The organism is Pantoea sp. X-Soil-ISGK-259, from assembly GCF_059730705.1.
In genome coordinates this window covers 494,254-517,792 of record NZ_AP035986.1, presented here as the reverse complement: position 1 = coordinate 517,792, position 23,539 = coordinate 494,254, and the positions used below count along the sequence as shown (strand labels likewise).

The 23,539-nt window shown below is 55.3% G+C and carries 22 protein-coding genes; 18 read left to right on the top strand and 4 right to left on the bottom strand.

The window, feature by feature from the left end; genetic code table 11:
• The first annotated feature begins 344 nt into the window (after positions 1–344).
• From AC6I77_RS02335 to AC6I77_RS02315, 5 genes are read left to right on the top strand one after another with little or no spacing between them, the layout of a single operon-like run.
• Positions 345–1,091 (top strand): ATP-binding cassette domain-containing protein, encoded by a 747-nt coding sequence (locus AC6I77_RS02335; RefSeq protein WP_003850984.1) that lies wholly within the window; start codon positions 345–347, stop codon positions 1,089–1,091.
• Positions 1,092–1,113: 22 nt separating this feature from the next.
• A complete protein-coding gene (locus AC6I77_RS02330) occupies positions 1,114–2,115 on the top strand; it encodes an ABC transporter permease (protein WP_164913091.1) in 1,002 nt (333 codons plus the stop codon).
• A gap of 3 nt (positions 2,116–2,118) precedes the next feature.
• Entirely contained in the window at positions 2,119–3,198 is a 1,080-nt protein-coding gene (locus AC6I77_RS02325) for a phosphotriesterase family protein (protein ID WP_008925458.1), read from the top strand.
• A gap of 12 nt (positions 3,199–3,210) precedes the next feature.
• The gene (locus AC6I77_RS02320) at positions 3,211–3,969 is read left to right on the top strand and encodes a glutamine amidotransferase (protein WP_008925457.1); all 759 of its coding nucleotides are present in this window, start codon (positions 3,211–3,213) and stop codon (positions 3,967–3,969) included.
• Positions 3,966–5,075: a M20 family metallopeptidase gene (locus AC6I77_RS02315; RefSeq protein WP_078804818.1), complete on the top strand. Its 1,110-nt coding sequence runs from the start codon at positions 3,966–3,968 to the stop codon at positions 5,073–5,075. The genes AC6I77_RS02320 and AC6I77_RS02315 overlap by 4 nt, the downstream gene beginning before the upstream one ends.
• Positions 5,076–5,179: 104 nt before the next feature.
• Here AC6I77_RS02315 and lptG read toward each other — a convergent pair whose 3' ends face one another.
• The gene (lptG, locus tag AC6I77_RS02310) at positions 5,180–6,256 is read right to left on the bottom strand and encodes an LPS export ABC transporter permease LptG (RefSeq protein ID WP_033762287.1); all 1,077 of its coding nucleotides are present in this window, start codon (positions 6,254–6,256) and stop codon (positions 5,180–5,182) included.
• Positions 6,256–7,356: an LPS export ABC transporter permease LptF gene (gene lptF, locus AC6I77_RS02305; protein WP_033762289.1), complete on the bottom strand. Its 1,101-nt coding sequence runs from the start codon at positions 7,354–7,356 to the stop codon at positions 6,256–6,258. The genes lptG and lptF overlap by 1 nt, the downstream gene beginning before the upstream one ends.
• A gap of 268 nt (positions 7,357–7,624) precedes the next feature.
• On the opposite strand from lptF, the gene pepA reads away from it, so the two are divergent.
• The 4 genes from pepA to AC6I77_RS02285 all read left to right on the top strand — a co-directional run bounded on the left by pepA (position 7,625) and on the right by AC6I77_RS02285 (position 13,110).
• Complete coding sequence (gene pepA, locus AC6I77_RS02300; RefSeq protein ID WP_497816688.1) at positions 7,625–9,136, top strand: leucyl aminopeptidase; 1,512 nt, start codon at positions 7,625–7,627, stop codon at positions 9,134–9,136.
• 65 nt (positions 9,137–9,201) lie between these two features.
• Positions 9,202–9,660 (top strand): DNA polymerase III subunit chi, encoded by a 459-nt coding sequence (locus AC6I77_RS02295; RefSeq protein WP_008925453.1) that lies wholly within the window; start codon positions 9,202–9,204, stop codon positions 9,658–9,660.
• A 5-nt stretch (positions 9,661–9,665) separates the two neighbouring features.
• Positions 9,666–12,521 (top strand): valine--tRNA ligase, encoded by a 2,856-nt coding sequence (locus AC6I77_RS02290; RefSeq protein WP_003850996.1) that lies wholly within the window; start codon positions 9,666–9,668, stop codon positions 12,519–12,521.
• 79 nt (positions 12,522–12,600) lie between these two features.
• Positions 12,601–13,110, top strand: coding sequence for a GNAT family N-acetyltransferase (locus AC6I77_RS02285; protein ID WP_187512977.1), 510 nt, complete (start codon positions 12,601–12,603; stop codon positions 13,108–13,110).
• A gap of 35 nt (positions 13,111–13,145) precedes the next feature.
• Here the strand turns inward: AC6I77_RS02285 and miaE are convergent, their stop codons facing one another.
• Entirely contained in the window at positions 13,146–13,907 is a 762-nt protein-coding gene (gene miaE, locus AC6I77_RS02280) for a tRNA isopentenyl-2-thiomethyl-A-37 hydroxylase MiaE (protein WP_039658912.1), read from the bottom strand.
• A 56-nt stretch (positions 13,908–13,963) separates the two neighbouring features.
• Positions 13,964–14,386: a ribonuclease E inhibitor RraB gene (rraB, locus tag AC6I77_RS02275; RefSeq protein WP_003851004.1), complete on the bottom strand. Its 423-nt coding sequence runs from the start codon at positions 14,384–14,386 to the stop codon at positions 13,964–13,966.
• A gap of 160 nt (positions 14,387–14,546) precedes the next feature.
• Here rraB and argF (AC6I77_RS02270) point away from each other — a divergent pair, with 160 nt between their 5' ends.
• The 9 genes from argF (AC6I77_RS02270) (at position 14,547) to ridA (ending at position 23,512) form a co-directional block, all read left to right on the top strand.
• On the top strand, positions 14,547–15,557 hold the full coding sequence (argF, locus tag AC6I77_RS02270; protein ID WP_003851006.1) for an ornithine carbamoyltransferase: 1,011 nt from the start codon (positions 14,547–14,549) through the stop codon (positions 15,555–15,557).
• A 628-nt stretch (positions 15,558–16,185) separates the two neighbouring features.
• Positions 16,186–17,406, top strand: a complete 1,221-nt coding sequence (arcA, locus tag AC6I77_RS02265; protein ID WP_008925448.1) for an arginine deiminase — start codon at positions 16,186–16,188, stop codon at positions 17,404–17,406.
• A gap of 14 nt (positions 17,407–17,420) precedes the next feature.
• Complete coding sequence (gene arcC, locus AC6I77_RS02260) at positions 17,421–18,344, top strand: carbamate kinase (protein ID WP_003851011.1); 924 nt, start codon at positions 17,421–17,423, stop codon at positions 18,342–18,344.
• Positions 18,345–18,356: 12 nt separating this feature from the next.
• Positions 18,357–19,361 (top strand): ornithine carbamoyltransferase, encoded by a 1,005-nt coding sequence (gene argF / locus AC6I77_RS02255; RefSeq protein ID WP_003851012.1) that lies wholly within the window; start codon positions 18,357–18,359, stop codon positions 19,359–19,361.
• Positions 19,362–19,424: 63 nt separating this feature from the next.
• Complete coding sequence (locus AC6I77_RS02250; protein ID WP_008925446.1) at positions 19,425–20,831, top strand: YfcC family protein; 1,407 nt, start codon at positions 19,425–19,427, stop codon at positions 20,829–20,831.
• A gap of 73 nt (positions 20,832–20,904) precedes the next feature.
• Positions 20,905–21,438, top strand: a complete 534-nt coding sequence (locus tag AC6I77_RS02245) for an arginine repressor (RefSeq protein WP_003851014.1) — start codon at positions 20,905–20,907, stop codon at positions 21,436–21,438.
• Positions 21,439–21,641: 203 nt separating this feature from the next.
• Positions 21,642–22,577: an aspartate carbamoyltransferase gene (gene pyrB, locus AC6I77_RS02240; protein WP_008925443.1), complete on the top strand. Its 936-nt coding sequence runs from the start codon at positions 21,642–21,644 to the stop codon at positions 22,575–22,577.
• Between the two features lie 11 nt (positions 22,578–22,588).
• Positions 22,589–23,053: an aspartate carbamoyltransferase regulatory subunit gene (pyrI, locus tag AC6I77_RS02235; RefSeq protein ID WP_078804827.1), complete on the top strand. Its 465-nt coding sequence runs from the start codon at positions 22,589–22,591 to the stop codon at positions 23,051–23,053.
• A gap of 72 nt (positions 23,054–23,125) precedes the next feature.
• The gene (gene ridA / locus AC6I77_RS02230) at positions 23,126–23,512 is read left to right on the top strand and encodes a 2-iminobutanoate/2-iminopropanoate deaminase (RefSeq protein WP_003851016.1); all 387 of its coding nucleotides are present in this window, start codon (positions 23,126–23,128) and stop codon (positions 23,510–23,512) included.
• Positions 23,513–23,539: the final 27 nt, after the last annotated feature.

Genomic DNA, 23,539 nt, shown 5'->3' with positions numbered 1-23,539 from the left:
CTTTGGCGCAAATAATGAGCTTTTTAATTTCTCAGGTTTATAGTAAGTAAACCGGTTTACCTAAAGTAAAATGTTAAATGCATTTTATTACAGTTAGTTAGACCGCGAGTGTGGCGCCTGTTCACAGGCTGGCACGGAAGCTGCAATGTCGTACCTGGCAAACAAATATCGTTGTAGCGTGTTGTTCTGTGTGTTGAGACAAAGGTTTTATTCTGCAGGTAAACCGGTTTACAAGGGTGTAAACCGTGCCGGATAACCCTTTTTACATGCAGATTGACAATCCTGTTAGCGGTGATGGGAGTAATCACATGCAGCAAGCACAAACTGCCCAGACACGGGTAGAGATGGTGAATATTACCAAGACCTACGGCGCGATACGGTCGCTTCGCGGCGTAAACCTGCAACTGGCTAAAGGTGAAGTGCTGGGGCTGGTGGGCGACAACGGCGCGGGCAAATCGACCCTGACCAAGGTGCTGTCAGGGGCTGTCGTGCCAACCAGTGGTACGATTCGTATTGATGGTGAGGACCAGCATTTCAGTAACCCGGCGGATTCTCGCCGCTGCCATATCGAGATGGTTTATCAGGACCTGTCGCTGTGCGATACCGTCGATGTGGCAGGCAACCTGTTTATGGGACGTGAGCCGATGAAGTCCATTCTCGGCATTCCGTTTCTGGATGAAGAGAAAATGCACGCTGATGCACGGGAGATGCTAAAAGGGCTGGGGATTTCTATCCCGGACACCCGGCTGCTGGTGCGCAATTTATCCGGCGGGCAGCGCCAGGCGATTGCCATTGCGCGCGCGGCCGCTTTCGATCCCAAAGTGCTGATCATGGATGAACCTACCGCCGCGCTGGCCGTCGCCGAAGTGGAGGCGGTACTGGAGTTGATCCGCCGGGTGTCAGCACGTGGCGTGAGCGTCATCCTGATCACGCATCGCCTGCAGGATCTGTTCCTGGTCTGCGATCGCATCATGGTGATGTACGAGGGCACCAACGTGGCGGAACGCCGGGTGGCCGATACGGACCTGACTGAGATCGTCAATTTGATCGTGGGTGAAAAATTTGTCGCCCGCTCGGCCGCAGCGCACTGAGCGAGGTAACAGGATGACTATTATGAATCTGAGCAGTTCCCGTATGGCACAGCACTCGCTGCCGCGTCGCCTTCTGCATAACCACTCTGGCGTAGTCAGCATCGCGCTGTTTTTCGTATTCTGCTGCGTGGTGTTTTCCCTGATCACCGGCAACTTTCTCAGTAGCGCTAACTGGCTGAATATCATCCGTCAGAGTGCGCCATTACTGATCGTCGCCACGGCAATGACGCTGGTGATCACCACGGGTGGGATCGATCTTTCCGTGGGGTCAACACTGGCCCTTGTCGGCGCCTTGTCCGCTATCGCCCTGAATAACTGGGGCCTGCCCTGGCCGGTGGTCTTGCTGGGCGGCCTGCTGCTGGGTGCGCTGGTCGGTGCTATCAACGGCTTTTTTATCGCCTATGAAGGCATTCCTGCCTTTATCGTCACGCTGGCGACGCTGGCGGTGGTGCGCGGCGTGGCGCTGCTGATCACTCAGGGTTACTCCATTCCCATCCCCGCTGACAGCCTGTTCGCCTTTATGGGACGCGCATGGGTGCTGGGTGTGCCGATGCCTGCGCTGATTGGCATCGTGGTGCTGGTGGTCGGCCATATCGTGCTGAACCATATGCGTTTTGGTCGCTATGTCACGGCTATTGGCGCAAATGCAGAAGGTGCGCGCCGTAGCGGGATTAATACCAAAGCCGTCACCATGAAAGTCTACATTATCAGCGGTATGGCGGCGGCGCTGGCGGGCATGATCATCACTGCTCGCCTGGGCAGCGGCTCTTCTAACCAGGGCGAAGGCTTTGAGCTGCAGGTCATCGCTGCGGTGGTGCTGGGCAGTACCAGCCTGTTCGGCGGCTTCGGCACCGTTGTTGGCACGCTGTTAGGCGCGCTGTCGATTGCCATCATCCAGAACGGCCTGATTTTGTCGCATATCTCCCCGTTTTATACGCAGATCGCCACCGGTACGATTATTCTGCTGGCCATCTGGCTGAACACCCGCATTCTCAACCCGACGCGGTCGGCGGCGAAAGGATAGCGCATGAAACATTCTATTTTTCGCCATCCCGATCCGCTGCCACTGGGTATCAGTAGCGGCTATGTGATGACCGTGCTCGGCCCATTGCCGGTGAGTGAAATGGGCGTAACGCTGATGCACGAACATATCCTGCTGGATGCCTCAGGCAAATGGGTGCCGCCCTGCTGCTGCGGCGATCGTCATCTGGCGGAAATGCCGGTCAGCATTGAAAACCTGGGCGAACTGTCACTCAACCCGCTTATCAGCCGCGACAACTGTCAGCTGTTTGATGTGGATTTGGCGATTGAAGAGCTGATGAAGTTCCGGGCGCTGGGCGGCGATACGGTGGTGGATCCCACGAATATCGGCATTGGCCGCGATCCCAAAGCCCTGCAGCGGATCGCGCGCCTGACCGGGCTGAATATCATCATGAGCACCGGGCTGTATCTGGAACCGTCACATCCGGACTGGATGAAAACGATCAGCATTGAAGCACTGACCGACAAGCTGATTTACGACCTGGGCGGCAGAGAAGATAAACCCGACGTGCTGGCAGGTCTTATTGGTGAGATCGGCGTCTCCAGCCGCTTTACCCCCAATGAAGAGAAATCCCTGCGGGCTGCAGGCCGCGCCAGCGCTGCGACAAATGTGCCGATTGAGGTGCATCTGCCCGGCTGGGAGCGTCTGGGTCATCGTGTACTGGATATTCTTGAAGAAGAAGGGGCTGACCTGCGCCATGTCGTGCTGTGCCATATGAACCCCAGCTTTGCGGATAAGCGTTACCAGCGCGAGCTTGCAGAGCGCGGAGCCTTCCTGGAGTACGACATGATCGGCATGAGTTATTACTACGCCGATGAATCTGCGCAGTCGCCGTCCGATGAGGAGAATGCCCGCGCCATTCGCGAGCTGATTGATGACGGCTTTATTGAACAGGTGTTGTTGTCGCAGGACGTGTTCCTGAAAACCATGCTGACCCGCTACGGCGGTCACGGCTATGGCTATATCCTTAAACATTTTGTTCCGCGCCTGAAACGCCACGGCGTCAGCGGCGAACAACTTGAAACCTTACTGATTGCTAACCCACAGCGCGTTTTTGGTGGGTAAGGGAGAACCGTCATGCAGAAGAAAATTTTACTGGTCGGCGAGTCCTGGACCAGCACGTCCGTTCACGTCAAAGGCTTCGATCAGTTTGCCACTGCCACCTGGCATAATGGCGCAACCGACTTTATGGCAGCGCTGGCCGACAGTGATTATGCCATCACCTATATGCCCGCTCATGCTGCCGCCACCGAGTTTCCACTTACGCCTGATGGGCTTTCGCAGTGGGACGCGATCATTCTGTCCGACATCGGTGCGAATACGTTGCTGCTGCACCCGGATACCTGGCTAAAGAGCCAGCGCACAGCGAACCGCCTGACACTGATCCACGACTATGTGGCCGCAGGCGGCGCACTGATGATGATTGGCGGCTACTTTAGTTTTCAGGGTATCAATGGCGGTGCGCGCTATCGCAACACGGCCGTGGAGAAAGTCTTGCCAGTGCGCTGCCTGGCCTGGGATGACCGCATTGAAACGCCAGAAGGGGCTTATCCCAGCGTCACGGAATCTCACCCGCTGTTTAGTGATATCCCCAACGAATGGCCATGGTTACTGGGTTATAACGAAGTGGAAATGCACCCTGAAGGCAAACTGCTGGCGACCATTGCCGGCACGGAACATCCGCTGCTGGCAGTGCGCGAATATCAGCAGGGCCGTTCACTGGTCTGGACCAGTGATATGTCGGCACACTGGCTGCCGCAGGAATTTGCACAGTGGCCGGGTTATCGCCAGCTGTGGATCAACTGTCTGGACTGGTTAACGGTGCGTGGCGAATGAGCCAGAGCCTGATACTGGCGCAGCAACTGCTGCGTTTTGACACCATTAATCCCCCGGGCAATGAAGCAGCCTGCATGCAGTTCCTGGCAGACTGGCTGACGCAGCGTGGCTTCGACGTCACCCTGTCGACCTTCGGTGAAAACCGCCTGAACCTGATTGCCAGCCTGCCTGGCAGCCTGCCTGGACCGAAGTTAGCGTTTACCGGCCATCTGGATACGGTTCCTCTCGGCAACGCCGACTGGCAGTATGATCCGTTTGGGGAAGTTGTGGGCGACAGGCTATATGGGCGGGGATCGAGTGACATGAAGGCCGCCGTCGCGGCCTTTGCCGTCGCCTGCGTGACGCACCAGCAGGCAATTCAGCAAGGGTCGGGGGTTGTCCTGTTGATCACAGGCGGGGAAGAGACGGGGTGCGACGGCGCGCAAGCACTGATTGATACCACCGACCTGCCCGAGGTTGGCGCATTGATTGTCGGCGAGCCTACCAGCAACTATCCGGTTATCGGCCACAAAGGCGCACTCTGGCTACGCTGTGAAACCCGGGGCAAAACAGCGCACGGCGCGATGCCTGAGCTGGGTATTAATGCCATTTATCTGGCGGCGGAGGCACTGGGCAAGATTCAGCACTTCTCACCCGGCGCACCTCATCCGCTGATGAAGCAGCCAACCATTAACGTCGGACGCATTGCCGGCGGTCTGAACATTAATTCCGTGCCCGATCGTACGCAGTTTGACGTGGATATCCGTAGCGCGCCCAATCTGCATCACGCAGCAATTCGTCAGCAATTGACAACATTACTGGGAGAGAGCGTCACGGTGACGACGCTGGTGGATCTGCCAGCGGTGTTGAGCGAAGAGAATCAGGCCTGGATTCAGTCGGTTTATCAGCACTGTCAGGCATTACATGACGCCCCGCTGACACCGCGCATTGTGCCCTACTTTACCGATGCATCATTACTGCTGCCCGCGCTGGGCACGCCGCCCTGTATTATCCTGGGTCCCGGCGAGCCCTCAATGGCACATCAGACCGATGAGTATTGCCTGCTGAGCCGGTTAGCAGAAGCGGAAACGCTGTATGGTGCAGTGATAAACGACTGGATGCGTTGATGCATTAATGAAGGGATTTATGACACTGCGGGATGACTGAAATGGCACAGGGTGCGTGCCATGAAAAAGGCCGCCCTGAGAGGCGGCCTTTTTGCGGCTGACTGTTAGCGCCGCTTAATCAACATAAACATACTGATCGCGAAGAACGCAAAGCTCGGCAGAATCGCGCCCAGAATCGGCGGCAAGCCATAAACCAGGCTTAACGGGCCGAAAATCTGGTCCAGCACGTAGAACAGGAAGCCAAAGCTGATACCGGTGACGACACGCACACCCATCGACACGCTGCGCAGCGGACCAAAGATAAATGACAGCGCCATCAGCATCATCACCGCGACGGACAGCGGCTGGAAGATTTTGCTCCACATATTCAGCTCATATCTTCCCGCTTCCTGACCACTCTGCTTCAGATATTTACTGTAGCTATGGAGACCGCGAATCGATAATGCGTCTGGATCCAGCGCGACGACACCCAGCTTATCTGGCGTCAGATTGGTTTTCCATTCGCCAGTCAGACTCTGTGAACCGGTAATCTGCTTTGGATCGGTGAGGTTCGACTCATCGACCTGGGAGAGCAACCAGCGTTTTTTGTCTTTGTCCCATGTGGCCGTCGCCGCGTAACGTACACTCTGCAGACGACGCTGGTCATTGAAATTGTAGATGCTGACGCCATCAATTTCGTTGTCGCCTTTAATGCGCTCAATATAGATGAAGCTATTGCCATCTTTCGCCCACAGACCATTCTGCGTCGAGACCAGTGCACCACCGTAAAGCTGCTGCGCCCGGTAGTTACGTGCCATCTGCTCGCCCGACGGCGCGACAAACTCGCCAATCGCCATGGTCAGCAGCACCAGCGGAATCGCCGTTTTCATGACTGACAGCGCCACCTGCATACGGGTAAAGCCCGCCGCCTGCATCACTACCAGCTCACTGCGCTGCGCCAGCGCGCCCAGTCCCAGCAGCGCCCCCAGCAGCGCCGCCATCGGGAAGAAAATCTCAATATCTTTAGGCACGCTCAGCAGAGTGTAATAACCGGCGCTCAGCGCGCTGTAGCTGCCCTGGCCGGTTTTACGCAGCTGGTCCACGAACTTGATGATGCCGGAAAGCGACACCAGCATGAACAGCGTCAGCATGATGGTATTGAAGATGGTTTTACCAATATAGCGGTCAAGTACGCGAAACATCAGACCGACCCTCCGCGGGTAAAGCGGGCGCGAATCCGACGCATCGGCACCGTATCCCACAGGTTAAGGAGCACCGCCAGCACCAGATAGCTGATATTCACTACCCACATCCAGAGCGCCGGATCGAGCCGCCCTTTCGCCCCGCTCGATTTAAGCGAGCTCTGCAGCAGGAAGAAGATCAGATAGAGCAGCATCGCAGGCAGCATTGACAGCACGCGCCCCTGACGTGGATTCACCACACTGAGCGGCACGACCATCAGCGCCATCACCAGCACCGCGAACACCAGCGTCAGACGCCAGTGCAGCTCAGCCTGGAAATCAGGTGTTTTATTCGCGACCAGGTCGCTCAGGCTCGCCTGCTCTGAATCGTTAGGGTCAAGCGTTGCCGCTTTATAGCCCACAATCGCCTGATAGTTGGTGAAGTCGGTAATACGGAAATCACGCAGCAGTGCGGTGCCCTCAAAGCGGGTGCCTTTATCCAGCGTCACCACCTGCGAGCCATCTTTACGCTGTTCCATGTGGCCGCTGTCAGCCAGCACCACCGAAGGGCGCGCGTTGCCTTTTGGCCGTAACTGCGCCAGGAACACGTTACCAAAGTTGTTGCCCTTCACATTCTCGACAAACAGCACGGCGCTGCCGTCGCCGGAGGTCTGGAACTGTCCGGCGGCCATGGCTGCCGCACCCGGATTGGCTTTGGCGTTCTGTGTCACCTCATCCTGATAACGGGATGACCATGGTCCCAGCCAGATGACATTAACCGCTGCCACCACGGAGGTGAACAGCATCAATATCATCGCGGCTTTCACCAGGACGGCTTTACTCAGGCCGCAGGCGTGCATCACGGTAATTTCACTTTCCGTGTAGAGACGCCCCAGCGTCATCAGAATTGCCAGAAACAGACTTAAGGGCAGTATAAGTTGTGCCATTTGAGGCACACCGAGTCCTAACAATGTCAGAACGAGGTTTGTCGGCACTTCGCCATCCACCGCGGCACCCAGGATCCTGACTAACTTCTGACAAAAGAAGATGAGTAACAGGATAAACAGGATAGCCAGCTGGCTTTTGAGCGTTTCCCGAACCAGATATCTAATGATGATCACGCTTAGTACGCCTGTGAAAACTTGTCTTTTTGCAGGAAAATCGCTAGTTTCAACGCTTATCAGCCATTTTTCTTCATCAATGGCCGTCGCCGTAGCTAAATTTGTATGAAAAACGCGTCCGGGTGGTGAAAAAACAACATCTTGTCACCCTGATTCATTATGACCTCCAGCGGCAGAATGTCATGCTGCGACAATGAATAAATGGGTCATGAGCGCGCTACATTCTAGCGGCAGCAGCGGCCGTTGTCTTTAAGATTCAGGAGAGTGCATGGAGTTCAGTGTAAAAAGCGGAAGCCCGGAAAAACAACGCAGTGCCTGCATTGTCGTTGGCGTTTTCGAACCGCGTCGTCTGTCACCGATTGCCGAGCAGCTGGATAAAATCAGCGACGGCTATATCAGCGCCCTGCTGCGCCGCGGCGAGCTGGAAGGAAAAGTGGGCCAGACACTGCTGCTGCATCATGTGCCAAATATCCTGTCAGAGCGTATTCTGCTGATTGGCTGCGGTAAAGAGCGTGAGCTGGATGAACGCCAGTACAAGCAAGTCATTCAAAAAACCATTAATACGCTGAACGATACCGGCTCAATGGAAGCGGTCTGCTTCCTGACCGAGTTGCATGTCAAAGGCCGCAATACTTACTGGAAAGTGCGTCAGGCGGTGGAGACCTCTAAAGAGGCACTCTACAACTTTGATCAGCTGAAAAGTAACAAAGCAGAGCCGCGTCGTCCGCTGCGCAAACTGGTGTTTAACGTGCCGACCCGCCGTGAACTGACCAGCGGCGAACGCGCAATCCAGCATGGCTTAGCGGTTGCAGCCGGTATGAAAGCAGCGAAAGATCTCGGCAACATGCCACCCAATATCTGTAACGCCGCTTATCTGGCGTCACAGGCACGTCAGCTGGCGGACGCTTTCAGTAAAAATGTCACAACCCGCGTGATCGGCGAACAGCAGATGAAAGAGCTGGGCATGAACGCCTATCTTGCGGTCGGTGCCGGTTCACAAAACGAATCGCTGATGTCGGTGATTGAATACAAAGGCAATCCGGATGCGGAAGCGCGGCCGATTGTGCTGGTAGGCAAAGGGCTGACCTTTGACTCCGGCGGCATCTCCATCAAGCCTGCCGACAGCATGGACGAAATGAAGTATGACATGTGCGGCGCAGCCGCCGTCTATGGTGTGATGCGTATGGTGGCCGAGCTGAATCTCCCACTGAACGTGGTCGGCGTGCTGGCGGGCTGTGAAAACATGCCGGACGGACGTTCAATGCGTCCGGGCGATGTGCTGACCACCATGTCTGGCCAGACCGTTGAAGTGCTGAATACCGACGCCGAAGGCCGACTGGTCCTGTGCGATGCGCTGACCTATGTCGAACGTTTCGACCCGGAAGTGGTGATTGACGTGGCGACGCTGACCGGCGCCTGCGTGATTGCGCTGGGCCATCACATCAGCGGCCTGCTGTCGAACCACAATCCGCTGGCACATGAGCTGATTAGCGCTTCGGAGCAGTCGGGCGATCGCGCCTGGCGTCTGCCGATAGCGGATGAGTTCCAGGAGCAGCTGGAGTCCAACTTTGCCGATATGGCGAACATTGGAGGCCGTCCTGGTGGCGCGATTACCGCCGCCTGCTTCCTGGCACGTTTCGCCCGCAAATATAACTGGGCGCACCTGGATATCGCCGGCACCGCCTGGCGCTCCGGTAAAGCCAAAGGCGCCACCGGACGACCGGTGCCGATGCTGTCGCAGTTTCTGTTGAATCGGGCAGGATTGAACGGCGACGACTAAGCGCCCTCTTTTCTGACAGCAAGGGCGGATCTGATTCCGCCCTTGATCTTCTGATGAGCAAACCGATGAAAAACGCAACCTTCTACGTGCTGGAAACCGATGCAACGAGCGATGGCCTTAGCGCCGTTGAAGCGCTGGTGTGCAATCTGGCGGAAACACGCTGGCGGGCCGGAAAGCGGGTGTTGATCGCCTGCGAAGATGAGCAGCAAGCCATTCGTCTTGATGAAGCACTGTGGCAACGGCCAGCAAATGCCTTTGTGCCGCACAACCTGGCGGGCGAAGGCCCGCGCTACGGTGCGCCGGTCGAACTGGCCTGGCCCCAGCGTCGCGGCAGTTCACAGCGCGACCTGCTGATTAGCCTGCTGCCCCACTTCGCAGATTTTGCTACTGCTTTCCATGAAGTGATAGACTTCGTTCCTTACGAAGACGCTCTCAAACAACTGGCGCGCGACCGCTATAAAGCGTATCGCAGCGTTGGATTCCAATTGAATACGGCAGCGCCACCACAGCCGCAAACGACATAGCAGAAATGGAAAAGACATATAACCCGCAAGATATCGAGCAGCCGCTTTACGAGCATTGGGAAAAGCAGGGCTACTTCAAACCCAATGGCGATACCAGCCAGGAAAGCTTTTGCATCATGATCCCGCCGCCGAACGTCACCGGTAGCTTGCACATGGGTCACGCCTTCCAGCAAACCATCATGGACACCATGATCCGTTACCAGCGCATGCAGGGGAAAAATACCCTGTGGCAGGCGGGTACTGACCACGCGGGCATCGCCACGCAGATGGTGGTTGAGCGCAAAATTGCGGCTGAAGAAGGCAAAACGCGCCAGGACTATGGCCGCGATGCATTCATCGACAAAATCTGGCAGTGGAAAGCAGAATCTGGCGGCACCATTACCCGTCAGATGCGCCGTCTGGGTAACTCCGTCGACTGGGAGCGCGAGCGCTTCACCATGGACGATGGCCTCTCCAATGCCGTTAAAGAAGTGTTTGTTCGCCTCTATAAAGAGAACCTGATCTACCGTGGCAAGCGCCTGGTAAACTGGGATCCTAAGTTGCGCACGGCGATCTCCGATCTGGAAGTGGAAAACCGCGAGAGCAAAGGCTCAATGTGGCATATCCGCTATCCGCTGGCTGACGGCGCAAAAACCGCTGACGGCAAAGATTACCTGGTGGTCGCCACTACCCGTCCGGAAACCCTGCTGGGTGATACCGGCGTGGCGGTTAACCCGGAAGATCCACGTTATAAAGATCTGATCGGCAAATTTGTGATGCTGCCGCTGGTGGGTCGTCTGATTCCGATCGTGGGCGATGAACATGCCGACATGGAAAAAGGTACCGGCTGCGTCAAGATTACCCCGGCGCATGACTTCAACGACTACGAAGTCGGTCGTCGTCACAAACTGCCAATGATCAACATTCTGACCTTCGACGGTGATATCCGCGACCGCGCTCAGGTGTATGACACCAACGGCGAAGCCAGCGATGCCTGTTCCGATGAGATCCCGGCTGCTTTCCAGCACATGGAGCGCTTTGCCGCGCGTAAAGCCATTGTCGCCGCCGTCGATGAACTGGGCCTGCTTGAAGAGATCAAACCGCATGACCTGACCGTACCTTACGGCGACCGTGGCGGTGTGGTTATCGAGCCGATGCTGACCGACCAGTGGTATGTGCGTACCGCGCCGCTGGCGAAAGTGGCGGTTGAAGCCGTTGAGAATGGCGACATCCAGTTTGTGCCGAAGCAGTATGAAAACATGTACTTCTCCTGGATGCGCGATATTCAGGACTGGTGTATTTCCCGTCAGCTCTGGTGGGGTCACCGCATCCCGGCGTGGTATGACGACAACGGTAACGTCTACGTTGGCCGTACCGAAGAGGAAGTTCGCGCCGAGAACAACCTGGCCGCCGATGTGGCGCTGCGTCAGGATGACGACGTGCTGGATACCTGGTTCTCATCCGGTCTGTGGACCTTCTCCACCCTGGGTTGGCCGGAAAACACCGAAGCGCTGCGTACCTTCCATCCGACCAGCGTGCTGGTCAGCGGCTTCGACATCATCTTCTTCTGGATTGCCCGCATGATCATGCTGACCATGCACTTCATCAAAGATGAAAACGGCAAACCGCAGGTGCCGTTTAAAACCGTCTACATGACCGGTCTGATCCGTGATGAAGAAGGTCAGAAGATGTCGAAATCCAAGGGCAACGTGATTGACCCACTGGATATGGTCGACGGCATTTCGCTGGAAGCGCTGCTGGAAAAACGCACCGGCAACATGATGCAGCCACAGCTGGCTGAGAAGATCCGCAAACGCACCGAGAAGCAGTTCCCGGACGGCATCGAGCCATCAGGCACCGATGCGCTGCGTTTCACGCTGGCAGCACTGGCCTCAACCGGTCGCGACATCAACTGGGACATGAAGCGCCTGGAAGGGTATCGCAACTTCTGTAACAAGCTGTGGAACGCCAGCCGCTTTGTGCTGATGAACACCGAGGACCAGGATTGCGGACAGAACGGCGGCGATATGACGCTGTCGCTGGCGGATCGCTGGATTCTGACCGAGTTCAACAATACAGTGAAAGCCTACCGTGAAGCGCTGGATAGCTACCGTTTCGATATCGCGGCTAACCTGCTGTATGACTTCACCTGGAACCAGTTCTGTGACTGGTATCTGGAGCTGACCAAGCCGGTGATGAACAGCGGCAGTGAATCTGAATTGCGTGGCACCCGCCATACGCTGGTTCACGTGCTGGAAGCGCTGCTGCGCCTGGCGCATCCGATCATTCCGTTTATCACTGAAACCATCTGGCAGCGCGTGAAGGGACTGAAAAATATCAGCGACGACACCATTATGCTGCAGCCTTTCCCGCACTATGATGCGTCGAAAGAAGATGCCGAAGCGAAAGCGGACATTGAGTGGATGAAGCAGGCGATCGTCGCGGTGCGTAATATTCGTGCCGAGATGAACATCGCGCTGAGCAAGCCGCTGGATGTGCTGCTGCGTGACTGCTCGCCTGCTGCGCTGCGTCGCGTTGAAGCTAACCGCAACTTCCTGTCGCGCCTGGCGCGTCTGGAAAGCCTGACCATTCTGCCTGCGGGCGAGAAAGGCCCGGTGTCGGTGACCAAACTGGTTGAAGGCGCAGAGCTGCTGATCCCGATGGCGGATCTGGTGGATAAAACCGCTGAGCTGGAGCGTCTGGCGAAAGAGCTGGTTAAGCTGGATGTGGAGATCGAGAAGATCGAGACCAAGCTGGCGAACGAAGGCTTTGTTTCACGCGCGCCGGAAGCGGTCGTTGCGAAAGAGCGCGAACGCGTGGCAGACCTGCAACAATCAAAAGCAAAACTGATTGAACAGCAGGCGGTCATTGCGGCATTGTAAGCGTCTTAGCTGACAGCTTATCCATAAAGCCGGGCTTGCCCGGCTTTTTTATTGACCTCGTACTAATCCGGAAGAGATGATGACGACCAACGCCACTTTGCGTTTTAACCTCCAGGTGCGGCCGATTACTGTCGCCGATAATCCGCATATTGCCCAGGTGATTCGCGACGTTTCTGCGGAGTTCGGCCTGACGGCTGACAAGGGCTACACCGTCTCCGATCCCCAGCTGGATCACCTGTTTGAGCTCTACAGTGCCGACCAGAGCGCCTACTGGATTATTGAATATCAGGGCAAGGTGGTCGGTGGCGGCGGTGTTGCGCCTCTCGCCTGCAGCGCGCCCGATATCTGCGAGTTGCAAAAGATGTACTTTCTGCCGGAGGTGCGCGGGCAGGGTCTGGCGCGCGAACTGGCGCTGAGGGCGATGGAGCATGCACGCGGCCACGGCTTCCGTCGTTGCTATCTGGAAACCACCGCCAGCCTGACGCGGGCCATTAAACTCTATGAGTCGCTGGGCTTTGAGCATATCGATAGCGCGATGGGTTGTACCGGCCATGTCGACTGCGAAGTGCGGATGCTGAAACAGCTATGACAATCGGGGCTGCCAGCCCCGTGACTATAATTGGTTCAGAACGCCGGAACGCCGCTGTGAAAGCGTAATTCGGTGTCAGGTTCGCTGATTAACCGCCCTTCTGTTATCCCAATCGCCTGCACGCGTGGCGTAATGTCTTTAGTGGCAATCTGCGCCGCCAGCGTTAAATAATCCTGATAGTGCCGCGCCTCTGAGCGCAGCAGCGACAGATAGAACTTTGCCAGTTCGTCATCAAGATAGGGTGCCAGACTGGCGAAGCGCTCGCAGGAGCGCGCCTCAATGTAAGCGCCACAAATCAGCTTATCCACCAGGGTTTCCGGCTCATGCGTCGTCACTTCACGCAGCAGCGATTTGGCGTAGCGGCTGGAGGTGATCTTCTGATAGACCAGCCCGCGCGACTGCATAATTTCCCACACCTGATAGAAGTGATGCAGCTCCTCTTTAATCAGCAACACCATCTTCTCCACCAGCTCATCCGCCCAGGGCAGCGCATTGCGCACGATGATGCGTTTCGTCAGGTTTTTATGGGCATTGATAAAGTCGCTGTCGCCATCTTCGCGGAAGATAAAATCTTCATAGGGCTTCAGCCACGCCAGAATAGCGTCGCCGCTGGGTTTGTCGGCGACATATTTGCGGATCAACCACACCGCAGTCTGCGCGGCTTTCAGTTCGCACACCAGATGGTCGGTTAACAGCAGAGTCAGATTTTCTGGTTTGCGCGCCTCATCAATCCAGGCCTGGGGCGTGCGACAGTGCAGAAACTGATAGATCGGTTCAAGTAACGGTGCGTAGTTCATGATGTCAAAACAGGTGTGGCAGAGGTGACAGGCGGAGAACTCTCCGCCCCGGCTACTTAGTGGCGAATACCATTATCATCTTCATCTTCGATGGCGTCGTCATCTTCGTCTTCATCTTCGGCATCGGGATCTTCGAAATAGGTGCCCCAGCCGTCATAATCGACGTTGTACTTGCCAATCAGGTTCACCAGCTGTTCAACCTGCGCATCAATCAGCTCCGGCTTCAGTGCAGATTCGCTGATAATATCGACACACATCACCGTGGTGCCATCTTCCAGCTCCAGCTCTTCCGGCTCGGTCACTTCATAACCCAGCTTGAAGGCGTCAACCGCGGCTTTTTCCAGTGAATCAAAATTATTGCATGAGAGATGATGCTCGATGGTATAGAGCGCATCAGGATCGCTGCCATCCTCCAGCAGCTCTTCAATAACCTGCCGCGTCTCTTCCTGCTGCTCTTCCAGTAATGCTTCATATGCCATGACAATGTCCTCTCTGAGTTCGGCAATAATCAATTATTTTCCCACACTGCCTGTCGCGCCACTACACAAAACGAAAAGTTTATTCAGCTCACACTTGAAAATGAATATTCATACGGTTAAATTGAATTTTAATTCATTTTAATGCTTACCGGAGTGTTGTATGAGTCAGCTGTATCAGCGCCATTTCCTCAGACTTCTGGATTTTACCCCCGCCGAAATTGATCATCTGCTGTCCCTTTCCGCTGAATTAAAACAGGCGAAAAAAAGCGCCAGCGAAGTGCAGTATCTGAAAGGTAAAAACATCGCGCTCATCTTCGAAAAAGACTCGACCCGTACACGATGCTCTTTCGAAGTTGCCGCTTACGATCAGGGTGCAAACGTCACTTATCTGGGCCCGAGCGGCAGTCAGATCGGCCATAAAGAGTCGATGCGCGACACTGCAAGGGTGCTGGGACGCATGTACGATGGTATTCAGTATCGCGGCTACGGTCAGGCGCTGGTGGAGACGCTGGCGGAACATGCGGGCGTGCCGGTGTGGAACGGTCTGACTACCGAGTTTCACCCGACCCAGTTGCTGGCTGACCTGCTGACCATGCAGGAGCACCTGCCGGGCAAAAAGCTCAGTGAGATGACGCTGGTTTATGTGGGCGATGCGCGCAACAACATGGGTAACACTATGCTGGAAGCGGCGGCACAGGTGGGTCTGGATCTGCGTCTGGTGGCACCGAAAAGCTGCTGGCCAGAGGACGAACTGGTGGCGCAGTGCCGTCACGCCGCGCAGCAGACCGGGGGTAAAATCACCCTTACCGAACATATTGCCGACGGTGTGAAAGGCGCTGACTTTATCTACACCGACGTCTGGGTGTCGATGGGCGAAGCCAAAGAAGTCTGGGCCGAGCGTATCGCCCTGCTGCGTGACTATCAGGTTAACCGCGCGATGCTCGATCTGACCGGCAATCCGCAGGTTAAATTCCTGCACTGCCTGCCCGCTTTCCACGATGATCAGACCACGCTGGGTCAGCAGATGGCAGAGCAGTACGATCTGCCCAACGGCATGGAAGTGAGCAACGAGGTGTTTGAGTCGCCGCACAGCATTGTGTTCGACCAGGCCGAGAACCGGATGCACACCATTAAAGCGGTGATGGTGGCCACGCTCTCGGACCAACATTAACGGCAGAACTGTGGGTCAGCCTGGCTGGCCCACAGTAACCTCCCAGTTTCTGATCCGATATAATTATCTCCGCCCCCCCACTTCTGCTGAATTCATTTCAAAATAATTATTCATCACCTGAACATATTCCCGACTTACCCGCTTCGGTTTTATTTTTAACTCTTTGAACCACGACTTAAAAAAATTAAAACCACGAGAGGGTCACAGGAATAGATTTCTGTTTACCCATAACGCGATTGAATATCTATTGTACTTTCATCATTTAATTAAAAATATTTACTCAGTCATAAAATATAAAAATTCAAATCAAGAATAAATCCTATTAAATTCATATGCATAAGATAAATAAAAAAGGCAAAAACGGCTCTAAAAAGGGAATACACCTTAAAATAAGTCATCAATAACCCTTAAATATTCACTCACGCATAAAACTTAAATCTGTTATTGATGACGTTTATCAACTTCATTGAGATTCCTTCACCCTACTGTTTGTAACGTGATAAAAATCACGTTCAGCATTTCATCAACGCTTATTATCCCCCCGAAACTTAATCGCTAAGCGGGTCAAACAAGGTGAAAAGAAATATTCACCCGGGCCCACTATTGCTTAAAACGTAGGGAACTGAAGATGAACAGACATTATGTCGGATCTGAGATTGGGCAGCTGCGATCCGTGATGCTGCACCGCCCCAATTTAAGCCTGAAAAGATTAACACCTTCCAACTGTCAGTCGCTGCTGTTTGACGACGTGCTTTCGGTAGAGAAAGCCGGAGAAGAACACGACGTGTTCTCTAAAACACTGCGTCAGCAGGGTGTTGAAGTACTGCTTTTTACCGATCTGCTGGCTGAAACGCTCGGCATTCCCCAGGCGAAAGCCTGGCTGCTGGATAATCAGGTTTCAGATTATAACCTCGGCCCCTCTTTCGCTGCCGATATCCGCGGCTGGTTGGCAGATGTCGACCATCGCCAGCTAGCGCGCTACCTCTCTGGCGGCCTGACCTACGGTGAAATTCCAGCGGCTTTCAGCAATATGGCCATCGATCTGCATTCGCCGGATGATTTCATCATGGCGCCTCTCCCCAACCATCTTTTTACCCGCGACACCTCTTGCTGGATCTACAACGGCGTCTCAATCAATCCGATGGCGAAAACCGCCCGCCAGCGGGAAACCAATAACCTGCGGGCGATTTATCGCTGGCACCCCGCATTTTCCCACGGCGACTTTATTAAATATTTCGGCGATGAAACCACCAATTATGAGCATGCCACACTGGAAGGCGGCGACGTGCTGGTTCTGGGCAATGGCACGGTAATGATTGGCATGTCGGAACGCACTACCTCCTGCGGCATCGAGTTCCTCGCCTGTTCGCTCTTTCAGCATAAACAGGCCAGCAGGGTGATTGCCATCGAGCTGCCAAAACACCGCGCCTGTATGCATCTCGATACCGTGATGACCCAGCTCGACCATAGTATTTTCTCCGTCTACCCGGAGGTCATCGATCAGCAAACCCGCTGCTGGACCCTGACCAGCAACGGACGCGGTGGCCTGAACCGCAAAGAAGAGAGCAGTTTTATGCAGGCTATTGAGCAGGCACTCCATCTCGACCAGCTGTGCCTGATCACCACCGGAGGCGACCGCTTTGAAGCCGAACGCGAGCAGTGGAACGATGCCAACAACGTGCTGACTGTGCGTCCTGGCGTGGTAATTGGCTACGAGCGTAATACCTATACCAATGAAAAATATGACAAAGCAGGCATCACGGTGCTGCCGATTCCCGGCAACGAGCTGGGCAGAGGTCGCGGCGGCGCACGCTGTATGAGTTGTCCGCTAGAACGTGACGACCTTTGAACAGGGAGAGAGCAATGAAAAAACCTTTACTGGTAGTCGCGCTGGGCGGCAATGCCCTGCTGAAGCGGGGCGAGCCGTTGGAAGCCGATGTTCAGCGCAGAAATATCGAACAGGCGGCAGAAGCCATTGCCGCCCTCACCGCTGAATGGCGGGTGATTCTGGTACACGGCAACGGGCCACAGGTGGGCTTACTGGCTCTGCAGAACAGTGCCTGCGATGCGGCAGCCCCCTATCCACTGGATATTCTTGTGGCCGAGACCCAGGGAATGATCGGCTATCTGCTGCAGCAGGCGCTGCAAAACCATCTGCCGGATGTCCAAATCAGTATGCTGCTTACCCAGGTCGAAATCGCTGTCAGCGATCCCGCCTTCCTCAACCCAACCAAATATATCGGCCCGGTTTATTCCCCTCAGCAGGCCAGGCAACTGGCGAAAGAACAGGGCTGGACGATGAAAGCCGATGGCGAGTACGTCCGCCGGGTGGTGCCTTCTCCCCTGCCAGTTCACATCGTAGAGCACGAAGCGATCCTCGCGCTGACGGAGTTGGGACATCTGGTGATCTGCAATGGCGGCGGCGGCATTCCGGTGATCCGGAACCAGCAAGGCCAGCGCCACGGAGCCGAAGCCGTTATTGATAAAGATCTCTCAAGCGCACTGCTGGCGACCCAACTTTCCGCCGATGCTCTGCTGATCCTCACCGATGCGGATGCCGTGTACCTCAACTGGGGAAAAGCTGACTGCCGCGCATTGCATCACGTGACGCCTGCCGACTTGCTGGGTATTCCGTTTGATGCCGGATCGATGGGTCCGAAAATCGCCGCCGCCTGTGAGTTTGTGACACAACGCGCAGGGATAGCCGGGATTGGCTCTCTCGCCGATGCCACAGAGATTCTCCGGGGCCATAAAGGCACCCTTATTGCCACCCATTCAACAAAATAAAAGGAAAAAATCATGCCTGTTTCATTACATAACCGCCATTTTCTCAAGCTGCTTGATTTCAGCCGCACAGAGATTCAGTTCCTGATTGATCTTTCCTTCTCGCTTAAAAAAGCCAAATACAGCGGCCACGAGGAGCAGAAGCTGATTGGGAAAAATATCGCGCTGATTTTTGAGAAGACTTCCACCCGTACTCGTTGCGCATTCGAGGTGGCGGCCTTCGATCAGGGCGCTAAGGTGACCTATCTCGGCCCCAGCGGCTCGCAGATTGGCCATAAAGAGTCGATGAAAGATACCGCCCGTGTGCTGGGCAGGATGTATGACGGTATTGAGTACCGCGGCTTTGGGCAGCAAATCGTCGAGGAGCTAGCCGCCTTTGCCGGCGTGCCGGTCTGGAACGGCCTGACCAACGAATTTCACCCCACGCAAATCCTGGCCGATCTGATGACCATGCTGGAACACGCGCCGGGCAAACAGCTGCATCAAATCGCCTTTGCCTATCTCGGCGACGCCCGCAACAATATGGGAAATTCCCTGATGGTGGGGGCTGCGAAGATGGGGATGGATATTCGCCTGGTAGCCCCACGGTCCTTCTGGCCGGAGGAAGAGCTGGTTGCGCAATGTCGCGAGCTGGCGAAGGAGAGCGGCGCAAGGATCGTACTGACTGAGGATGTGGCAGAAGGCGTGGCAGGTGTGGATTTCCTCTACACCGATGTGTGGGTCTCAATGGGAGAGAGCAAGGACGCCTGGGCCGAGCGAGTGGCGCTGATGACCCCTTATCAGGTGAATGCTGCCGTACTGAAGGCCACGCAAAGCCCGCAGGTGAAATTTATGCACTGCCTGCCTGCTTTCCACAATGAGCAGACGCAAACAGGTCGCGAAATCGAAATGGCTTACGGGCTGAAGGGGCTGGAGGTCACCGATGACGTGTTCGAATCCTCTCATTCGATTGTTTTTGACCAAGCGGAAAATCGTATGCACACCATCAAAGCGGTGATGGTGGCGACTCTGGGCAGTTAACTCCCTCAGCCGCCGCCGTACCTGGTGCGGGGGCGGCTGGCTGACGACAAAGGATAAGACGTTATGCATAAATTCAGCTTTCCTTCGGCCTATACCATTTTGCTGGTGCTGATTGCCCTGGTGGCTGGCCTGACCTGGGTTATTCCTGCCGGGCAATACCGGATGGAGATGAACCCGGCCCTGAATAAAGAGGTGCCCATTGCCGGAACCTGGCAGCCAACGGCCCCGCAACCACAGGGGCTGGTGGCAATAGTACTGGCCCCAGGCGACGGTTTTTATAATCACAAGACCGACCAGGCCGGGGCGATTGATGTCGCGCTATTTATTCTGGTGATTGGCGGGTTTCTTGGCGTGGTGACCAAAACCGGGGCAATTGATGCCGGTATTGAGCGGGTGACGCAGCGCCTGCGGGGCAAAGAAGAGTGGATGATCCCGATACTGATGGCGCTGTTTGCCGCAGGCGGCACCATTTATGGCATGGCCGAAGAGTCGCTACCTTTCTATTCTCTGCTAGTGCCGGTGATGCTTACCGCCCGTTTCGACTCGGTGGTTGCCGCTGCTGTAGTAATGCTGGGAGCCGGAATCGGCACCCTGGGATCGACGATCAATCCCTTTGCTACCGTAATAGCCTCCAATGCTGCGGGGATCCCATTTACCGCCGGGATCGGGCTGCGTCTGATCATTCTGTTGCTCGGCTGGCTGATCTGCGTCGCCTGGGTGATGCGCTATGCGATCGGTATCCGTAAAGATCCAGCCAGGTCGATTGTGGCAGATCTGCAGGAAGAACACCGATCGTTTTTCCTGCGTAATCAACCCAGCGGCAACATGCTGGCCTTCACGCCGGTGCGTAAAGTGATCCTGCTGCTGTTTGCTTTAGCCTTTGCCATCATGATTTATGGCGTCTCCGTGCAGGGGTGGTGGATGGCGCAAATCTCCGGCGTGTTTCTGGTGGCTGCGATTATGATTGGACTGATTGCCCGGATGAGCGAGAAAGAGCTGACCACCACCTTTATCGACGGTGCGCGAGATCTGTTGGGGGTGGCACTGATTATTGGTATCGCCCGCGGCATCGTGGTGGTCATGGATAACGGGATGATTACCCATACCGTTCTGCATGCTGCTGAAGAGATTGTCACCGGCCTCTCATCCGTCGCTTTTATCAGCGTGATGTTCCTCCTCGAGGTGATCTTATCATTTCTGGTACCTTCCTCTTCCGGGTTGGCAGTGTTAACCATGCCGATCCTCGCCCCGCTGGCCGATTTCGCCAGTATCAACCGGGATCTGGTCGTGACGGCCTATCAGTCAGCTTCCGGGTTGGTTAATCTGATCACCCCCACTTCCGCCGTGGTGATGGGCGGCCTGGCGATTGCTCGCGTGCCCTACGTGCGCTGGGTGAAATGGATCGCCCCGCTGCTGCTGATCCTCTTCGTGCTGCTGATGGCGGTAATTGGCCTCGGGGCAGCATTATAACCTCATAATTAATAGAAACTTTATTGATTCACTACGGCCTTATTCCCCACCCACCACAGCGTAAAATAATGCGATGGTAAAAAAATCCAGGGCAACATTAGAGAGAGAACAGCAGCAACTGGCACTTTGCCGCCAGCTTATCGCCAACCACAGCTTTCACAGTCAGCAGGAGATCAGGCTGGCCTTCCAGCAGCGTGGCTGGCCTGATATCAGTCAGTCAACGATCTCAAAGCTGATAACCTTGCTGGACGTGATTAAAATAGCCAATGCCAGAGGAGAGAGAATCTACGCTTTAAACCCGTTAACGCAGGCGAAACCCGATGCAATCAGCCCGCTTTGCGCGATGGTGATCGACGCTGATTTTAACGATAATTTTGTTATAGTTCATGTGGTTGCAGGATATGCCCGTGCGATAGCCCGGGTGATTGAACACGGCGAACTGCCGGGGATACTGGGTATTGTTGCCACCAACAACAGTATCTGGATTGCCCCACGTAACACGCAGCAAACCCGTCAGTTGCATCGCCGGATCCTCAGACTGTTAAATCCTCCTGCAGATGAGGAAACGTGGTCCGATATGTCAACAAGAAGCGGGATCACGTCTTGAAGTCACTGCGGAACCGCGTATACTTTGCGGCGATTTGCCGGGAGGAAGTATGTTGTTAAACACCGCTGACATTGTCGCCCAGACGCGCCTCACCGCAGGCGGGCAGTGTCGTTTTTCCTTACCTGGCGTCACCGATCTTAAAAAAAGCCCCTCATTGAGGGGTTTTTTTTTGTCCGCAATCCGGCCGCGCAGAGGAGAGAGCTATGCCTAACCCGCTATATCGCAAGCACATCATTTCAATCAACGACCTCAGTCGTGAAGAGCTGGAACTGGCACTGGACACCGCCGCCAGGCTGAAAGCCCATCCGCAGCCGGAACTGCTGAAGCACAAGGTTATTGCCAGTTGCTTCTTTGAAGCCTCGACCCGTACCCGCCTGTCGTTTGAGACCGCGATTCATCGCCTTGGCGCATCAGCGGTAGGCTTTGCTGACGGCAGTAATACCTCGCTGGGCAAGAAAGGCGAAACCCTGGCCGATACCATTTCCGTGATCAGCACCTACGTTGATGCGATTGTGATGCGTCATCCGCAGGAAGGCGCGGCGCGGCTGGCAACGGAGTTCTCTGGCGGCATTCCGATTCTCAACGCCGGTGACGGCGCGAACCAGCATCCGACCCAGACCCTGCTCGATCTCTTCACCATTCAGGAGACCCAGGGCCGTCTTGGTCAGCTGAATGTGGCGATGGTCGGTGACCTGAAATATGGCCGCACGGTGCACTCTCTGACGCAGGCGCTGGCGAAGTTTGATGGTAACCGCTTCTTCTTTATCGCGCCCGATGCGCTGGCAATGCCGGCTTATATCACTGACATGCTGGATGAGAAGAATATCGCCTGGTCACGTCACGACAGCTTTGAAGAAGTGATGCCGCAGCTTGATATTCTTTACATGACGCGGGTGCAGAAAGAGCGGCTCGATCCGTCAGAATATGCCAACGTAAAAGCGCAGTTTATTCTGCGCGCCACCGATCTCACGACGGCACGTGACAACATGAAAGTGCTGCATCCGCTGCCGCGCATCGATGAGATCACCACCGATGTCGACAAAACCCCTTACGCCTGGTATTTCCAGCAGGCGGGTAACGGCATCTATGCGCGCCAGGCTCTGCTGGCACTGGTTTTAAACAGCGAACTCGCCCTGTAAGGAGATTTCCCATGACGCAAGACAACAAATTGCAGGTCGAAGCGATCAAACGCGGCACGGTCATCGACCACATTCCGGCACAGATTGGCTTTAAACTGCTCTCCCTGTTCCGGCTGACCGAAACCGATCAGCGCATTACCATCGGTCTGAATCTGCCGTCGGGTGAGATGGGCCGCAAAGACCTGATTAAGATTGAAAATACGTTTCTCACTGACGATCAGGTCAATCAGCTGGCGGTCTATGCGCCCCATGCCACGGTTAACCGCATCGACAATTATGAAGTAGTGGCGAAGATCGCCCCGACGCTGCCGGATCATGTTGAACGGGTGCTGACCTGCCCCAACAGCAACTGTATCAGCCGAAGTGAGCCGGTCTTCTCCAGCTTTACCGTGAAGCAGCGCGCCGACGATGTGCATCTGAAGTGCAAATATTGCGAGAAAGAGTTCGCCCGCCATGTGGTGCTCGGTCACTGGTAATCGCCCTGCCCGACCTTATAATGGGCAACACTGGCGGCATCGCCGCCTGACGACGTAATCAAAGGAGCCATGATGTCTCGTGAAATCAGTACTGAAAAAGCCCCTGCCGCTATCGGTCCCTATGTTCAGGGTGTCGATCTGGGCAGCATGATCATGACCTCCGGTCAGATTCCGGTTGATCCGGCGACCGGCCAGGTGGCAGATGACATTGCCGCACAGGCGCGTCAGTCACTGGAAAATGTGAAGGCGATTGTTGAAGCTGCGGGTCTGAAGGTTGGCGACATCGTGAAGACCACGGTGTTCGTAAAGGACCTGAATGATTTCGCCACGGTCAACGCGACCTATGAAGCGTTTTTCACCGAGCATGAAGCTCACTTCCCGGCGCGTTCCTGTGTCGAAGTGGCGCGTCTGCCAAAAGATGTGAAAATCGAAATCGAAGCGATTGCGATTCGTCGCTAAAGCGTAAGCCGCCGCTCTCCGGGGATA

What these genes read in the sequence shown, in the direction of transcription:
- AC6I77_RS02335 (WP_003850984.1), top strand. Translation starts at nt 345, where the DNA reads ATGGTGAATATTACCAAGACCTACGGCGCGATACGGTCGCTTCGCGGC.
- AC6I77_RS02330 (WP_164913091.1), top strand. Translation starts at nt 1,114, where the DNA reads ATGAATCTGAGCAGTTCCCGTATGGCACAGCACTCGCTGCCGCGTCGC.
- AC6I77_RS02325 (WP_008925458.1), top strand. Translation starts at nt 2,119, where the DNA reads ATGAAACATTCTATTTTTCGCCATCCCGATCCGCTGCCACTGGGTATC.
- AC6I77_RS02320 (WP_008925457.1), top strand. Translation starts at nt 3,211, where the DNA reads ATGCAGAAGAAAATTTTACTGGTCGGCGAGTCCTGGACCAGCACGTCC.
- AC6I77_RS02315 (WP_078804818.1), top strand. Translation starts at nt 3,966, where the DNA reads ATGAGCCAGAGCCTGATACTGGCGCAGCAACTGCTGCGTTTTGACACC.
- lptG (WP_033762287.1), bottom strand. Translation starts at nt 6,256, where the DNA reads ATGTTTCGCGTACTTGACCGCTATATTGGTAAAACCATCTTCAATACC.
- pepA (WP_497816688.1), top strand. Translation starts at nt 7,625, where the DNA reads ATGGAGTTCAGTGTAAAAAGCGGAAGCCCGGAAAAACAACGCAGTGCC.
- AC6I77_RS02295 (WP_008925453.1), top strand. Translation starts at nt 9,202, where the DNA reads ATGAAAAACGCAACCTTCTACGTGCTGGAAACCGATGCAACGAGCGAT.
- AC6I77_RS02290 (WP_003850996.1), top strand. Translation starts at nt 9,666, where the DNA reads ATGGAAAAGACATATAACCCGCAAGATATCGAGCAGCCGCTTTACGAG.
- AC6I77_RS02285 (WP_187512977.1), top strand. Translation starts at nt 12,601, where the DNA reads ATGACGACCAACGCCACTTTGCGTTTTAACCTCCAGGTGCGGCCGATT.
- miaE (WP_039658912.1), bottom strand. Translation starts at nt 13,907, where the DNA reads ATGAACTACGCACCGTTACTTGAACCGATCTATCAGTTTCTGCACTGT.
- rraB (WP_003851004.1), bottom strand. Translation starts at nt 14,386, where the DNA reads ATGGCATATGAAGCATTACTGGAAGAGCAGCAGGAAGAGACGCGGCAG.
- argF (WP_003851006.1), top strand. Translation starts at nt 14,547, where the DNA reads ATGAGTCAGCTGTATCAGCGCCATTTCCTCAGACTTCTGGATTTTACC.
- arcA (WP_008925448.1), top strand. Translation starts at nt 16,186, where the DNA reads ATGAACAGACATTATGTCGGATCTGAGATTGGGCAGCTGCGATCCGTG.
- arcC (WP_003851011.1), top strand. Translation starts at nt 17,421, where the DNA reads ATGAAAAAACCTTTACTGGTAGTCGCGCTGGGCGGCAATGCCCTGCTG.
- argF (WP_003851012.1), top strand. Translation starts at nt 18,357, where the DNA reads ATGCCTGTTTCATTACATAACCGCCATTTTCTCAAGCTGCTTGATTTC.
- AC6I77_RS02250 (WP_008925446.1), top strand. Translation starts at nt 19,425, where the DNA reads ATGCATAAATTCAGCTTTCCTTCGGCCTATACCATTTTGCTGGTGCTG.
- AC6I77_RS02245 (WP_003851014.1), top strand. Translation starts at nt 20,905, where the DNA reads ATGGTAAAAAAATCCAGGGCAACATTAGAGAGAGAACAGCAGCAACTG.
- pyrB (WP_008925443.1), top strand. Translation starts at nt 21,642, where the DNA reads ATGCCTAACCCGCTATATCGCAAGCACATCATTTCAATCAACGACCTC.
- pyrI (WP_078804827.1), top strand. Translation starts at nt 22,589, where the DNA reads ATGACGCAAGACAACAAATTGCAGGTCGAAGCGATCAAACGCGGCACG.
- ridA (WP_003851016.1), top strand. Translation starts at nt 23,126, where the DNA reads ATGTCTCGTGAAATCAGTACTGAAAAAGCCCCTGCCGCTATCGGTCCC.